Annotated in this window: 12 protein-coding genes; 1 reads left to right on the top strand and 11 read right to left on the bottom strand. The window is 41.6% G+C overall.

Features of this window, described 5'->3' with window-relative positions; translation table 11 throughout:
• Positions 1-5 precede the first annotated feature (5 nt).
• From ACZYRN_RS00860 to hemA, 4 genes are read right to left on the bottom strand one after another with little or no spacing between them, the layout of a single operon-like run.
• On the bottom strand, positions 6-779 hold the full coding sequence (locus ACZYRN_RS00860; RefSeq protein ID WP_488909612.1) for a uroporphyrinogen-III synthase: 774 nt from the start codon (positions 777-779) through the stop codon (positions 6-8).
• Positions 776-1,702: a hydroxymethylbilane synthase gene (gene hemC, locus ACZYRN_RS00855; RefSeq protein ID WP_488909611.1), complete on the bottom strand. Its 927-nt coding sequence runs from the start codon at positions 1,700-1,702 to the stop codon at positions 776-778. Before hemC ends, ACZYRN_RS00860 begins: the two co-directional genes overlap by 4 nt.
• Before the next feature lie 31 nt (positions 1,703-1,733).
• Positions 1,734-2,567, bottom strand: a complete 834-nt coding sequence (locus ACZYRN_RS00850) for a cytochrome C assembly family protein (protein WP_488909610.1) — start codon at positions 2,565-2,567, stop codon at positions 1,734-1,736.
• A 13-nt stretch (positions 2,568-2,580) separates the two neighbouring features.
• Entirely contained in the window at positions 2,581-3,927 is a 1,347-nt protein-coding gene (hemA, locus tag ACZYRN_RS00845) for a glutamyl-tRNA reductase (RefSeq protein ID WP_488909609.1), read from the bottom strand.
• Between the two features lie 239 nt (positions 3,928-4,166).
• On the opposite strand from hemA, the gene ACZYRN_RS00840 reads away from it, so the two are divergent.
• A complete protein-coding gene (locus ACZYRN_RS00840) occupies positions 4,167-4,670 on the top strand; it encodes a hypothetical protein (RefSeq protein ID WP_488910512.1) in 504 nt (167 codons plus the stop codon).
• Between the two features lie 82 nt (positions 4,671-4,752).
• Here the strand turns inward: ACZYRN_RS00840 and yihA are convergent, their stop codons facing one another.
• The 7 genes from yihA to ACZYRN_RS00805 all read right to left on the bottom strand — a co-directional run bounded on the left by yihA (position 4,753) and on the right by ACZYRN_RS00805 (position 13,512).
• The gene (gene yihA, locus ACZYRN_RS00835; protein ID WP_488909608.1) at positions 4,753-5,379 is read right to left on the bottom strand and encodes a ribosome biogenesis GTP-binding protein YihA/YsxC; all 627 of its coding nucleotides are present in this window, start codon (positions 5,377-5,379) and stop codon (positions 4,753-4,755) included.
• Complete coding sequence (gene lon / locus ACZYRN_RS00830; RefSeq protein WP_488909607.1) at positions 5,376-7,700, bottom strand: endopeptidase La; 2,325 nt, start codon at positions 7,698-7,700, stop codon at positions 5,376-5,378. The genes yihA and lon overlap by 4 nt, the downstream gene beginning before the upstream one ends.
• A 153-nt stretch (positions 7,701-7,853) precedes the next feature.
• Positions 7,854-9,119, bottom strand: coding sequence for an ATP-dependent protease ATP-binding subunit ClpX (gene clpX, locus ACZYRN_RS00825; protein WP_488909606.1), 1,266 nt, complete (start codon positions 9,117-9,119; stop codon positions 7,854-7,856).
• Positions 9,120-9,313: 194 nt separating this feature from the next.
• Positions 9,314-10,600 (bottom strand): trigger factor, encoded by a 1,287-nt coding sequence (gene tig, locus ACZYRN_RS00820; protein WP_488909605.1) that lies wholly within the window; start codon positions 10,598-10,600, stop codon positions 9,314-9,316.
• A gap of 120 nt (positions 10,601-10,720) precedes the next feature.
• The gene (locus ACZYRN_RS00815; RefSeq protein WP_488909604.1) at positions 10,721-11,680 is read right to left on the bottom strand and encodes a tetratricopeptide repeat protein; all 960 of its coding nucleotides are present in this window, start codon (positions 11,678-11,680) and stop codon (positions 10,721-10,723) included.
• Between the two features lie 163 nt (positions 11,681-11,843).
• Positions 11,844-13,148 carry an ammonium transporter gene (locus ACZYRN_RS00810; protein ID WP_488909603.1) on the bottom strand — a complete coding sequence of 435 codons (1,305 nt, stop codon included), beginning with the start codon at positions 13,146-13,148 and terminating at the stop codon, positions 11,844-11,846.
• 1 nt (position 13,149) lies between these two features.
• Positions 13,150-13,512: a P-II family nitrogen regulator gene (locus tag ACZYRN_RS00805; protein ID WP_488909602.1), complete on the bottom strand. Its 363-nt coding sequence runs from the start codon at positions 13,510-13,512 to the stop codon at positions 13,150-13,152.
• Between the last annotated feature and the right edge of the window lie 320 nt (positions 13,513-13,832).

The raw sequence follows: 13,832 nt of genomic DNA, 5'->3' as shown, positions 1-13,832 counted from the left end.
GTTCTTCACTCCTTGTAGTAATAAATCATATCAGAAACAAGCGAATCAATCGTGTACTCATCCGGACAGATCGAAACCTTTATTCCATATTTCTCTGCTTCTATTTTCGTTACTGGTCCAATGCAAGCAAAGTCAGCCTCTGGAAGTGGCTCTTCTGCTTCGTTTAACGTATGGATAAAATGGCGGACAGCCGACGGGCTTGTAAATGTATACATATCAATTTGTTCATGCCGGATAAGATGAAGCAATGCTTCTTTTTCTTTTTCAGGAAAATACGTTTCGTACACAACCCAGTCATCCGCTGCCGCTCCCGTGTTGCGAATCGTCTCGCCTATTAAGTCACGGGCAAGATTTCCTTTAGGAATAAGCGCATTTTTTGGCGTAAATCGGCCTGTTTCGATGTCTTCCGCCAAATCATCTGCGGAGAAGCGTTTTGGTATATAGGAAACGGTGATTCCATACCGTTTAAGTGCTTCAGCTGTTTTCGTCCCGATCGCCGCAAATTTAGCCGGAACCGTTTTTATATCCACACCCATTTTTTTCACTTTCTTCATAAAAAAATCAACACCATTTTTACTCGTGATGATGATCCAGTCATATGTAAACAGCTGATTCAATACCGCTTCGTCCTGAATGCCTTCATTCATTTTAAACGCAATAAGCGGCACTGCGTATGCTGTGCCGCCCGCTTTTTCTATTTTACCAATAAACGGTGCTGCCTGTCCCCTAGGACGCGTTACAACAATTCGTTTTCCTGATAAAGGATGATCGATATTCACTCTGATTCCGCTCTCGCTGCTTCAATTAAATCCACAGCACCACGTTCTTTTAATAGACGAGCCGCCTCTAAACCGACTTGCTCTGCATGACGGCCTACGACTGTTTCTTTTAGCACCGTTTTGCCGTCCGGTGACGCAACAAGTGCTGTTAAAGAGAGTGTTTCACCATCTGCTTTCGCAAAGCCCGCAACAGGCACCTGACACCCGCCATTAACAGCCGTTAAAAAAGCACGCTCTGCTGTCGTCGTTTTCTTCGTGTTTTCACATGTGAATTTCGCAAGCAACTCCAAAAGTTCCGCATCGTTTTCACGGCATTCAATTGCAAGCGCTCCCTGTCCAACCGCAGGAACGGATAAGTCTTCATCTAAAAATTCTGTGATAACGTCAGATGACCATCCCATACGTGCGAGACCAGCTGCTGCTAAAATAATCGCATCGTATTCTTCACTTTCCAACTTTTGAAGACGTGTATCAATGTTGCCGCGAATCCATTTAATTTCAATATCAGAACGCACGGCAAGCAGCTGAGCACTGCGGCGAAGGCTGCTTGTGCCAACTATTGAACCCGCTGGTAAATCGTGAAACTTTACATGTCCTTTTGAAATAAAGGCATCTCGGTGGTCCTCACGTTCTGGTACCGCTCCAATGACAAGTCCCTCAGGAAGTTCAGCCGGCATATCTTTCATGCTGTGAACCGCCAAATCGATTTCGTGATCAAACATCGCTTGCTCAATTTCTTTCACAAAAAGGCCTTTGCCACCGACTTTAGATAAGGTGACATCTAAAATCCGGTCCCCTTTTGTGACAATTTCTTTCACTTCAAATTCAGTCTCAGGTGACAGTTTCTTCAATTGATCGATAACTTGATTCGTCTGCGTTAACGCGAGACGGCTTCTTCTTGATCCGACAATAATTTTTCGCATAGTACCCTCCATCTAGACCGAAAGCCGGATGTCACGAATACCAGAAATGGAATGTGGACAGCCGGCTTCCGAGGAAAAAGTTAATTAAAATAATGAGAAACGCTGCCGTATTCATAATTGCAAGCGTTCTTCCTGAGCATTCTTTTCGTACTTTTACATATAAAAAAATGCTGTATACCAATAGTAAAACAAATGACGCGACAATTTTCAAATCAAACCAGCTAATATCCGGCAATTTAAGTGTTTTCCAGACAAGCCCAAGAATAAGGCTAAGCAAGAGAAGCGGTACGCCCACTGCATTTAGAATGACCGACAACTTTTCAAGCTTGCCGAGATCACCAAGACGCCAGAGACGCTCATTCCATTTTTTCGTTTTCAGCAGACGATATTGAAGTAAATAAAGTACTGAAAAAATAAATGAAAAGGAAAAAGCGCCATATGACAAAATCGCCATCGTAATATGAATAAGTAAAAGCTCTGAAACAAGCTTTTCTGCTGCTGCCTGCGATTCGACTTGTACGGGCGCAAATGTATGGATCGTCATTATTAAAAAGCCAATCACATTTGTAAAAAGAACAGTAAAGTCCATTCGAAGTAACTTATTTAAAATAAGCGACATTGTGAGCAATACCCATGCATAAAAATAAAGTCCCTCAAATAATGTGAGGACCGGAAATCTGCCTGTATTATACATGTAAAGACATAAAAAAATTGTTTGAAGGCTCCAAACAATCGATAAAATCCAGAAGGCGATTTTATTCGCCTTCTGATTTCGCTGTACAAAATCCAGAAAATAGAGAAGTACACTTACTGCATATAAAATAATCATTAATTCATGGAGCCGAGTCATTCCCTGTTCAAACATTGCGTAACCTCACTTAAAACTGGAGTAAAGGCTTTGCATGAACTGTCTGAACGCGTTCCTTTTCTTTTGCCTGCGACTGCTTTAATCCTTTCACCTCTTCTTCGATATTGAAGATTTGCATGAATAGATCAAGCTTCTCTGCTGCACGCTTATCGCCTGCAAGTTCCTTCGCCTGCAATACAGGATCTTTCAACATTTGATTAACGATGCTTTTCGTATGCTTGCTTAACACTTTCCGATCACGCTCACTCAAATGCGGCAGTTTGCGATCAAGGCTTTCCATCGTCTCTGCCTGAATTGCTAAAGCCTTTTGACGGAGAGCGGAAATAACAGGCACAACACCAAGCAGATTAACCCATTCGTTAAACGCGACAATTTCTTTTTCAATCATAAGACCGATATTTGCTGCCGCTTTTTCGCGTTCAGCCAGGTTCGCCTGCACAATGCCTTCTAGATCATCAATATCATATAAAAAGACGCTGTCAAGATCGGCAATTTCTGGTGAAATATCTCGTGGAACCGCAATATCTACCATAAAAAGCGGGCGCCCTTTCCGCATTTTTTGCACGCTTGTCATTAATTCTTTCGTAATAATATATTCCTTTGATCCTGTTGAACTAATTAAAATATCCGCTTCCATGAGCGCACACTGCAGTTCATTCATCATTTTAGCCTGTCCGTCAAAACGACTAGCAAGCACTTCTGCTTTTTCAAAAGTCCGGTTCATAACTGTTACTTTTGTTGCACCGCTTCCGTGCAAGTTTTTAATCGCAAGTTCGCCCATCTTTCCGGCACCGATAACGAGTATATGACGCCCATCAAGTTTCCCGAAAATTTTCTTTGCGAGTTCAACTGCTGCATAACTTACCGATACGGCATTCGCACCGATTTCCGTTTCTGCATGTGCACGCTTAGCAAGCGTAATCGCTTGTTTAAACAACTGATTGAAGACGGTGCCAGTTGCGTCTATTTCCTGCGATTGCAAAAAGCTTTGCCGAACTTGCCCAAGAATTTGTGTTTCACCAAGCACCATTGAATTTAAGCCTGCTGAGACACGGAAAAGGTGCTCAATCGCTGCTTCCTGCTCATAAATAAACAAGTAAGGCGTAAATTCTTCTTGTGCAATGTTAAACCATTTGGATAAAAATTCTTTAATGTAATAACGACCGGTATGCAGCTGATCAACGACCGCGTAAATTTCTGTACGGTTGCACGTCGAGATAATGACATTTTCGAGCACGCTTTTCTGTTTTTGGAGCTCTGTCATTGCTGTTGCAATTACGTCTTCTTGAAAAGAAAGACGCTCGCGAATTTCTACCGGGGCTGTTTTATAGTTTAATCCCACCGTAATGATATGCATGTTACTGCACCCCCGAAAACGAATCATTGTTGTTTGTATTATATCACACTTAAATCATTTTTCTCATTCATGAATTGTGAACATATGCTAACATTAAAAGCAGCACTTTTTTTAAAAAGATTAAAGACTAAGATCGTAATATCTTTGTGACCCACATCCTGTGGGCCTCTACATTGTAAACATTATCAAAAAGAAACGATTTTTGCAATAGAATCATTTGGAAAGCGGGGACTTTGATGATGAATGGACAACGTATTTTTCCAGGGTTTATTTTAATCGGGTTTGGATTATACTTTTTTTTTCAGCAATCCGCCATTTTATGGGTAAAACCTTATCTTGGCTGGCCGGCACTTTTACTCATTACAGGTATCGCATTTTTAGCAGAGGGTTATAAAAGTGATGGATACGGCATTTTGCCAGGTACAGTATTAACCGGCTTCGGCATTCATTTTTATGTAATCGACTACCTCGGCTGGTGGGCCAATGATACCGGTGTTTTTATTTTAATTATTGCACTCGGCTTTTTATTGCAGTATCAAAAAACAGGCAGTGGCTTGTTTCACGGCATTCTTTTTTTAATACTTGCCGCTTTAACACTGTTTTACGGTACCATCACGGGCTGGTTTGGACTTCTTGAAGAAAAAGCGTTTTCTATTTGGCAATTTTGGCCTTTTATTTTAATTGCTGCCGGTGGATATTTATTGTTTGTGAAAAAAAGTGCCAAGAAACCATCAAAATATTGATCACTTGCCTTGATTAAGTTTATTTTTTTTAATCAGCAAGAAAAAGCTGCTCCCATCCATTAACGACTGGGAACAGCTTTTTTTATTCATTTTCTTGACGATTTTCTTTTTCATATTCTTTATCCTGATACATTCTTCTCTTGACCGCTTTCCACACTTCCTCTTTTCCAAGACCGGTTTCTGATGAAAAGACGATCATTTCATCAAGTGGATCAAAGTCGAGTGTTTCTTTTACGATTTTTACATGCTTTTGCCATTTACCTTTTGGAATTTTGTCCGCTTTCGTTGCAATGACAATCGCGGGGATTTCGTTATGTTTTAAAAAGTCGTACATCGCCACATCATCTGCTGATGGCGCATGCCGTAAATCGACAATGTGTATACATGCCGCAAGCTGTGGCCGATCTGTCATGTATGTTTCAATCATCGGTCCCCATGCAGCTCGTTCTGTCTTCGCCACTTTCGCATAACCATAACCCGGAACGTCCACGAAAAACAAAGTATCTTCAATTTTGTAAAAGTTAAGTGTCTGCGTTTTCCCCGGTTTTGATGAAATGCGTGCCATACTTTTACGGCCGATCATTCGGTTAATAAATGATGACTTTCCAACATTTGAACGGCCAGCCAGTGCAAACTCCGGCAATCCGATATCTGGATATTGATGCGGTTTCGCAGCACTGATAACCAATTCTACATTATTTACTTTCATTTATTACTTCCTCCGATCGCGATGTCCATCACTTCATCCATCGTCGAAACTGTTAAAAATGTCAGCCCCTCACGGATACTTTTTGGCACATCATCGATATCTTTTTCATTTTCTTTTGGCAAAATAATTGTTTTTAATCCTGCCCGATGCGCACCGAGTGATTTTTCTTTCACACCGCCGATTGGCAGAACACGTCCACGCAATGTAATTTCACCGGTCATTCCCACTTCACGGTGTACAGGACGGCCTGTTAAAGCAGAAATGAGTGCGATAGCCATCGTAATACCGGCCGATGGACCGTCTTTTGGGACGGCACCCTCTGGAACATGAATATGAATATCATGATGTTCATGGAAATTTCCTTCAATGCCAAGCTCAGTTGCTTTAGAACGGACATAGCTGAATGCGGTCTGCGCCGACTCTTTCATCACATCACCAAGCTTACCCGTTAAAATCAATTTGCCTTTTCCGGGTGAAAGCGATACTTCAATTTGCAATGTATCGCCGCCTACTGTTGTATACGCCAGACCATTCGCCACACCAACTTGATCTTCTGTATCCGCCTGGCCATAGCGGAAAATACGTTTGCCTAGATAATCATCCAAATTTTTGTCGGTAACCGAGATTCGCTTTTTCTCGCCAGACACAATTTTCTTTGCTGCTTTCCGGCAAATAGCTGCCAGCTGACGCTCGAGACTACGAACACCCGCTTCACGCGTATAGTAGCGAACGATATCAACAACAGCTTCTTCTTTTAATCGAATTTGATTACCTGTCAATCCGTTTTCTTTTACCTGCTTCGGAAATAAATGATCTTTTGCAATACGAACTTTTTCTATTTCCGTATAACCAGCAATTGAAATAATTTCCATCCTGTCACGCAAAGGCCCCGGAATGGCGCTTAAATCGTTTGCTGTCGCAATAAACATCACATTCGACAAATCATATGTTTCTTCAATGTAATGATCGCTGAAGTTCGCATTTTGTTCCGGATCGAGTACTTCAAGAAGGGCAGATGATGGATCACCGCGAAAATCGTTCGACATTTTATCAATTTCATCCAGCAAAAAAACGGGATTAATCGTACCTGCTTTTTTCATTCCTTGAATAATCCGACCGGGCATTGCACCGACGTATGTGCGTCTGTGACCCCGAATTTCAGACTCATCACGAACACCGCCAAGTGAAATACGTACAAAATTACGTCCAAGTGATTCAGCAATGGAACGGACCAAACTGGTTTTTCCGACACCTGGAGGCCCGCCAAGACAAAGAATTGGACCTCGAAGCGATTGAGTTAATTGACGAACGGCCAAAAACTCAAGCACACGCTCTTTTACTTTTTCAAGACCATAATGATCACGGTTTAAGACATCTTCTGCTTTCATTACATCTAGATCATCTTCCGTCGCATTTGACCATGGAAGCACGATAAGCCATTCCAAATAATTACGAATGACAGCACTTTCCGCTGCACTTTGCGGGATTTTTTCATAGCGATCTAGTTCTTTCATTGCGGTTTTTTCAATCTGCTCTGGCATAGTCGCTGCTAAAATTCGTACTGTGAGCTCTTGCACTTCAGACGTTTTACCTTCTTTATCGCCGAGCTCTTGCTGGATTGCTTTCATTTGTTCGCGTAAATAATATTCTTTTTGCGTTTTTTCCATCGATGTTTTCACACGCTGGCCGATTTTTTTCTCTAAATTCAGCACTTCGCGTTCATTTTGTAAAAGTGAGATAAGACGCTCTAGACGCGCCTTTACTGAAAATATTGCTAAAATTTCCTGTTTTTCTTTCACTTTAAGTGACATATGTGATGTAACAATATCAGCAAGCCTGCCTGGCTCTTCAATATCCGAAACAGAGCTTAGTGTATCCGAAGAACCTTTTTTTGACAGTTTTACGTACTGTTCAAACTGCTTCAAAAGCATTCTCATAAGCGCTTCCATTTCGGCATCTTTTTCGGCTTCTTCTTCATGCACTTCAACGACTGCTTCATAAAAAGAAGTCTGATCAACGACGGAAATCAATTTTGCACGGTTAAGCCCTTCCACAAGAACCCTCATCGTCCCATTTGGAAGTTTTAACATTTGTTTTACCTTTGTAAGTGTCCCCACTTCATATACATCATCTCCAGACGGGTCATCTTGTTCCGGATCTTTTTGTGCGGATAAGAAAACAAGCTGATCATTCATCATAGCGGCCTCCAACGCTTCAATGGAACGATCGCGCCCAACATCAAGATGAAGTACCATCGTCGGGTATACGTGCATCCCGCGCAACGGCAAAAGCGGTATTGTGTAGATTGTTTCTGCCTTCATAACATATCCCTCCTTGCAAAAAAAACATCCCAGTGTTTACAACCGGGGTGCTTCTCTTTCTTTTATCTTATCTTATCGTAAAATGACTAACAATGTCGATGAAAAAGAAGGGACAGTGCCCTGAATAGGCACTGTCCCTTTTAAAACACCTGATTACGCAGATGTTTTATCAGCTGAACCGACTTCATTACCATTTTCGTCCAAAAGACGCGGTGCTGTATGATCAGTCACTGCTTCCTTTGTAATGATACATGTTTTAATATCATCACGTGAAGGGAGTTCATACATTACTTCAAGCATGATGCTTTCAATAATAGATCGAAGTCCACGTGCACCTGTTTTACGCTCAATTGCTTTTTTGGCAATTTCACGCAGTGCATCCTCTTCAAACTCAAGCTCAACATCATCAAGCTCAAGCATTTTCTCATATTGCTTCACAAGTGCATTTTTCGGTTTCGTCAAAATTTCAATAAGAGCACTTTCATCAAGTTGCTCAAGACTTGAAATAACCGGAAGACGACCGATAAATTCTGGGATTAAGCCAAAACGAAGCAAATCTTCTGGAAGAAGATGAGATAAAAGTGATTTATCTTCTACTTCCTCTTTTTTAGTATCAGAGCCAAAACCGATCACTTTTTGACCGAGACGGCGTTTGATAATCTGCTCAACACCATCAAATGCTCCTCCACAAATAAAGAGAATGTTTGTTGTATCAATTTGGATAAATTCCTGATGCGGATGTTTACGTCCGCCTTGAGGCGGCACGCTTGCAACCGTACCTTCTAGAATTTTCAGTAATGCCTGCTGTACCCCTTCTCCGGAAACATCACGTGTAATCGACGGGTTTTCCGATTTACGGGCTACTTTATCAATTTCATCGATGTAAATAATGCCTTTTTCTGCTTTTTCTACATCATAATCAGCCGCTTGAATTAACTTTAGCAAAATATTTTCAACATCTTCCCCAACGTACCCTGCCTCTGTTAATGACGTTGCATCTGCAATAGCAAATGGCACATTCAAAATACGGGCAAGTGTCTGCGCCAAAAGTGTTTTACCGCTTCCTGTCGGCCCGATTAAGCAAATGTTTGATTTAGCTAATTCTACATCGTCTACCTTGCTGTTAGAATTGATACGTTTATAGTGATTATAAACCGCAACAGCAAGTGATTTTTTCGCCCGCTCCTGACCGATAACATATTCACCTAAAATTTCACGAATTTGTGTCGGTTTTGGCACGTCTTTAAACTCTACTTCTTCTTCTGTGCCCAGTTCTTCCTCTACGATTTCTGTGCAAAGCTCAATACACTCGTCACAAATATATACGCCCGGTCCGGCTACGAGTTTACGCACCTGGTCCTGCGATTTGCCGCAAAACGAGCATTTTAACTGTCCTTTTTCTTCATTAAATTTAAACATTTAGTTCACCCCTTATGCTATGTTGGTGCAGCCGGAAAAATTCAGTAGACCGACTTTTTGACTACCCCTTAGTTAAGTTATGTATCGCATTGTAGCATATTTGCCATAAAACAAAAACGAAAAAGCATTTTCCTCATGTTTTATGGTAGAAAACAAGGCACGATTAAGTCGTGCCTTGTCAGTTCATCCTTTTATTATGCACTAGTTTTGCTGTTCTCTACAAGAAATTCAACTGCTTTGCGAATTTTCAAGTCTGCTTTCATGCCATCAAGACTGCCAAGTGCTTTTTGAATATCTTCTTTTGAAAGGCCAAATTGCTCAGCCATTTTATTTACTTCGGCTTCTACATCTTCATCTGTTGGCTCAAGGTTTTCAGCAACAGCAATGGCTTCAAGCGTTAAGCTCGTACGCACACGGGTTGCCGCATTTTCTTTCATTTGTGCGCGTAAATCTGCTTCTGATTGTCCTGAAAACTGGTAATAAAGGTCAAGGTTCATTCCTTGCATCGAAAGGTTTTGTGTAAACTCTTGAAGCATACGGTCGATTTCACTGTCAATCATGACATCTGGAATATCAGATTCTGCATTTGCTACCGCTTGTTCCACAAGATCATCACGCAATTTTTGTTCAGAAGCGCTTTGCTTTTGCTCAGCTAACCGTTCTTTAATTTTTGCTGTCAACGCATCAAGTGTTTCCACTTCTTCGTCTGTTTCCTTCGCGAAATCATCATTTAGCTCTGGAAGTTCTTGTGCTTTTACTTCATGAAGTTTCACTTTGAATACAGCAGGTTGGCCCGCAAGCTCTTCTGCATGATATTCTTCAGGGAATGTCACTTCTACTTCTTTTTCTTCCCCTGTTTTCATGCCGATAAGCTGCTCTTCAAATCCAGGAATGAATGTACCAGAACCGATAACGATTGAATAGTTTTCAGCTTGTCCGCCCTCAAATGCTTCACCGTTAACGAATCCTTCGAAATCGATTACAACGGTATCCTCATTTTCAACAGCGCCGCCTTCTTTTACAACCAGCTCAGCATGACGTTTTTGAAGAGCTTGAAGTTCGTTCTGAACGTCTTCCTCTGTTACCTCTGTGCTTGCCTTTTCTACTTCAAGGCCTTTGTATTCCCCAAGTGTCACTTCAGGCTTCACTGTAACTGTCGCTTTGAAGATGAATGTTTTGCCTTTTTCGAACTGCTCTACATCGATTTCAGGGCGGTCTACAGGCTCAATACCTGCTTCATCAATCGCATTTCCATACGCTTCCGGAAGAATCGCATCGATCGCATCCTGATAAAGTGATTCAACGCCGAAACGTTGTTCGAACAATGGACGAGGCATTTTTCCTTTACGGAATCCCGGTACATTAATTGTTTTTACGACTTTTTGGAACGCAGCGTCAAGTCCTTTTTTAACTGTTTCAGCATCAACTTCAACAGTGAGCACTCCCTGGTTCCCTTCTAATTTTTCCCACTTTGCAGACATAAAAAATTCCCTCCAACAATCTATTAATAAAGATGAACGTTCGCCTTATGTATATTCTTTCTGATACAAAAAGGACACAATACGACTTTTACATTATACCATATAGCCACTTTCTTTCAACTAAAAGGATGAAATTTCATCGAGTTCTTTCATAAATAAAAGTGCCTTTTCTATCTCATTATCTATATTAGAAAGCGTCTCTCCAGACCGATAAAGCGATTCAATGTAGAGAACCGCTGCATTCGCCCAGACAGATGGTTCTACTTCCGGATCAAACGGATGCATTAAAAATAACTGTTGCTTAATCAATTCTACTGCTTGCTCAAATAAAACTGGGTTTTCCTGGCTAATCGTTTGATCAAGGCGGGCGCATGTTTCCTTATAAAATGGCCGACTGAACACTTCGTCCGTCAGCACGGGAATAACCTCTTTTTCAAAATGAAATTTCCGAACGTTTACATTTTGAGCAATCCCCATTTCCCGGAGCAGCCCGAGTGATATCGTTTGAATAAACGGATGCTCTTTCTTATTTGCAAGCATCTTGATCAATTCTTTTTCGTAAGGCGCTGCACCGTTCGGCCCAAGTTCCGCAAGTTTTATCATTTTATCCTGCAGCGTATCTTCTTGTTTAAACAGTGCCTCTGCCGGGATATTCGGCTTTATACTCATTCGATCAGCGAGCGCTTTCAAATGGGCGAAATGCTCATATCGATCTGGAGGAAGCCCCTCTTCAAGTAGTGCTCCTAACGTATCCGCTACTTCTTGATAACATTTTTTTTGAATAAGCATTAGTACATGTAAATCAAGCACATCAAAGTAGTGCCCTTCACCTGCATGAAGCATACTTCGTGACAACTGAATTCCTTTATCATAACTTCCGCTTTCATGATAAGCAATAAGCAAAGCCATTTTAAGCTCTTCAGCACGGTCTGTCTCAAAACGGAGTGCTTCTGTGTAGAAACGAATCGCATCATCAAACCGCTTTTCTTCCAGTGCCGTCTGCCCCTCTCTCTCCAGATGACCTAGCGTGCCCGGAAATTGAATAACATTGCCGTCTTTGATCCTCTTTTTCTTTTTCATTTTATGTATCACCCGCTCCGATTTTTAATAAACAAAGTGTAGCATGTGATAAATCGAAAGAACAGAAAAAAGGCGATCCGCACCATTACGTGACAGATCGCCTTCTTGATTTTTTATATATGACGTCCCTTAGAAGGATTTGAACCCCATCGGCATACTTTCATTAATGATTAATCGTTTTTGCTTTTGGTGCGATGACAGTAACACCTGTTGTCTCTTCAAAATTATACATATTGACTGGAACGTCTATAAAGCGTTCAAGTTCGTTGTAAGCCGGGATACCGTGGTACGACATATCGAGTCCTTCGATTTCTTCTTTTTTCGTCGCACGAAGACCTACTGTTGCTTTAGCAAGATACGCAATGAATAGTCCACTTGCAAAACCCCACGCACATACAGCAAGTGCACCGATTAGTTGAACTTGCAAAAGCTCAGTTTGACCTGTTGTGAACAGACCATCTGTTATATCGAACAAACCAACTGCGATTGTACCGAATAATCCGTTAAAGCCATGTACCGCAACTGCACCAACCGGGTCATCTACTTTCATTCGATCAATTAATAATGTGCCGAAGACAACGATTACACCACCAATTGCGCCGATTAAGATGGTGCTCATTGGCGCAACGAACGCGCAGCCTGCTGTTACCGCAACTAGCCCAGATAAAATCCCGTTAATTGTCATACTTGGATCTGTTTTTCCATAACGGAACATTGTCAATAAAAGAGCCGTCGTACCACCAGATGCTCCAGCGAGCATGGTGTTGAGTGCGATGACGGCAAGTGACGCGTTGGAGGCATCAAGTGTGCTGCCGGCATTGAAACCAAACCAGCCGAACCATAATAGGAATGCACCCGCTGATGCAAGTGGAATATTACTTGGTACAAAGACATTGACACTGCCGTCGCCGTTAAATCGGCCTTGACGTGGCCCAAGTACAATCGCCATGGCGAGTGCTAAAAAGCCACCCATGCCGTGAATAACCGCTGAACCCGCAAAATCTTTCATGCCGAGCTGGGCGAGCCAGCCGTCTGCATTCCATACCCAATGACCGGAAAGAGGATAGACAATCGACGTAAGGAGGATGGCTGTTACTATATAGGCTTTAAAATTCATTCGTTCTGCAAGTGCCCCGGAAACAATGGATACACAAGCAATCGCAAAGCCGATTTGGAATAATACGAATGCTGCACCTGGAAGTTCCATTCCTAATTCAATTCGTTCTGGTGCTCCAAATAAACTTGTGCCAATGAATCCGCCGGCGTCCTCTCCAAACATAATGCCAAATCCAACTACCCAGAATGTAAGTACTGCAATCGTCAAGTCGACGAAAATTTTCATCGTTACGTTTACTGCATTCTTCGTCCGTACAAGACCTGCTTCAAGCAAACTAAATCCGCCTTCCATTAATAACACCATCGCTGCTGCAATGATAACCCAGACGGTATTCAAATAAATAAGTTCCATCTTACTCCACCCCATCTTCTGCTAGTTCCGTAATCGTTGTATCAATTTGTTTTGTCCGAATATTGTATGCTTCCATGACAGGATACACAAAAATTTTCCCATCGCCGGCTTCACCAGTGTACGCTGCGTTCATCACCGTTTTGATAACGCCTTCCACCATAAAATCGGATACGATAATTTCCATCTTTACTTTTGGATGCAAATTAACTTTGTAATTTCGTCCCCTGTATACTCCGTTGCCATCCACCTGTTGACCTCGTCCCACGACTTGGGTGACTGTAAAAGCCGTTACACCGATGTCGTTGAGTCCATTAATCGTGTTTGATAACAGTTGAGGACGAATAATTGCTTCTACTTTTTTCAAAATAATCACATCCACTTTGTTGAATTTCTTTCGATATATCTATATTAATCATCAATATGTACATAAACAATGTCTTTTTGATATCTATATAATCTTATTCAGGAAACAGTAAGCAAATTGAACGAGAAGGAAGATTAACTTGGCGACCAGTCGAGGACAAAACTATCAAGAGGAAAAGAAAAAGATGATCCACACCATTACGCGACAGACGGCTTTTTAATACGACTAACTGACATTCATTCTATCTCTATATGTTTCATCGTTTTTATTTACTAAGAAAATGGACAAAAAAACCTTCTCCACTCGTTTCAGGGAAGAAG

Source organism: Domibacillus sp. F004 (assembly GCF_057814295.1).
Note: the sequence above shows the minus strand (reverse complement) of the source record. Positions and strands in the feature narration are given on the sequence as shown.

Bases quoted from the DNA above. Each gene is read 5' to 3' on its own strand.
- tig (WP_488909605.1), bottom strand. From the start codon at position 10,600: ATGTCTGCAAAGTGGGAAAAATTAGAAGGGAACCAGGGAGTGCTCACT.
- ACZYRN_RS00840 (WP_488910512.1), top strand. From the start codon at position 4,167: ATGAATGGACAACGTATTTTTCCAGGGTTTATTTTAATCGGGTTTGGA.
- ACZYRN_RS00810 (WP_488909603.1), bottom strand. From the start codon at position 13,148: ATGGAACTTATTTATTTGAATACCGTCTGGGTTATCATTGCAGCAGCG.
- yihA (WP_488909608.1), bottom strand. From the start codon at position 5,379: ATGAAAGTAAATAATGTAGAATTGGTTATCAGTGCTGCGAAACCGCAT.
- ACZYRN_RS00815 (WP_488909604.1), bottom strand. From the start codon at position 11,680: ATGAAAAAGAAAAAGAGGATCAAAGACGGCAATGTTATTCAATTTCCG.
- hemA (WP_488909609.1), bottom strand. From the start codon at position 3,927: ATGCATATCATTACGGTGGGATTAAACTATAAAACAGCCCCGGTAGAA.
- hemC (WP_488909611.1), bottom strand. From the start codon at position 1,702: ATGCGAAAAATTATTGTCGGATCAAGAAGAAGCCGTCTCGCGTTAACG.
- ACZYRN_RS00850 (WP_488909610.1), bottom strand. From the start codon at position 2,567: ATGTTTGAACAGGGAATGACTCGGCTCCATGAATTAATGATTATTTTA.
- lon (WP_488909607.1), bottom strand. From the start codon at position 7,700: ATGAAGGCAGAAACAATCTACACAATACCGCTTTTGCCGTTGCGCGGG.
- clpX (WP_488909606.1), bottom strand. From the start codon at position 9,119: ATGTTTAAATTTAATGAAGAAAAAGGACAGTTAAAATGCTCGTTTTGC.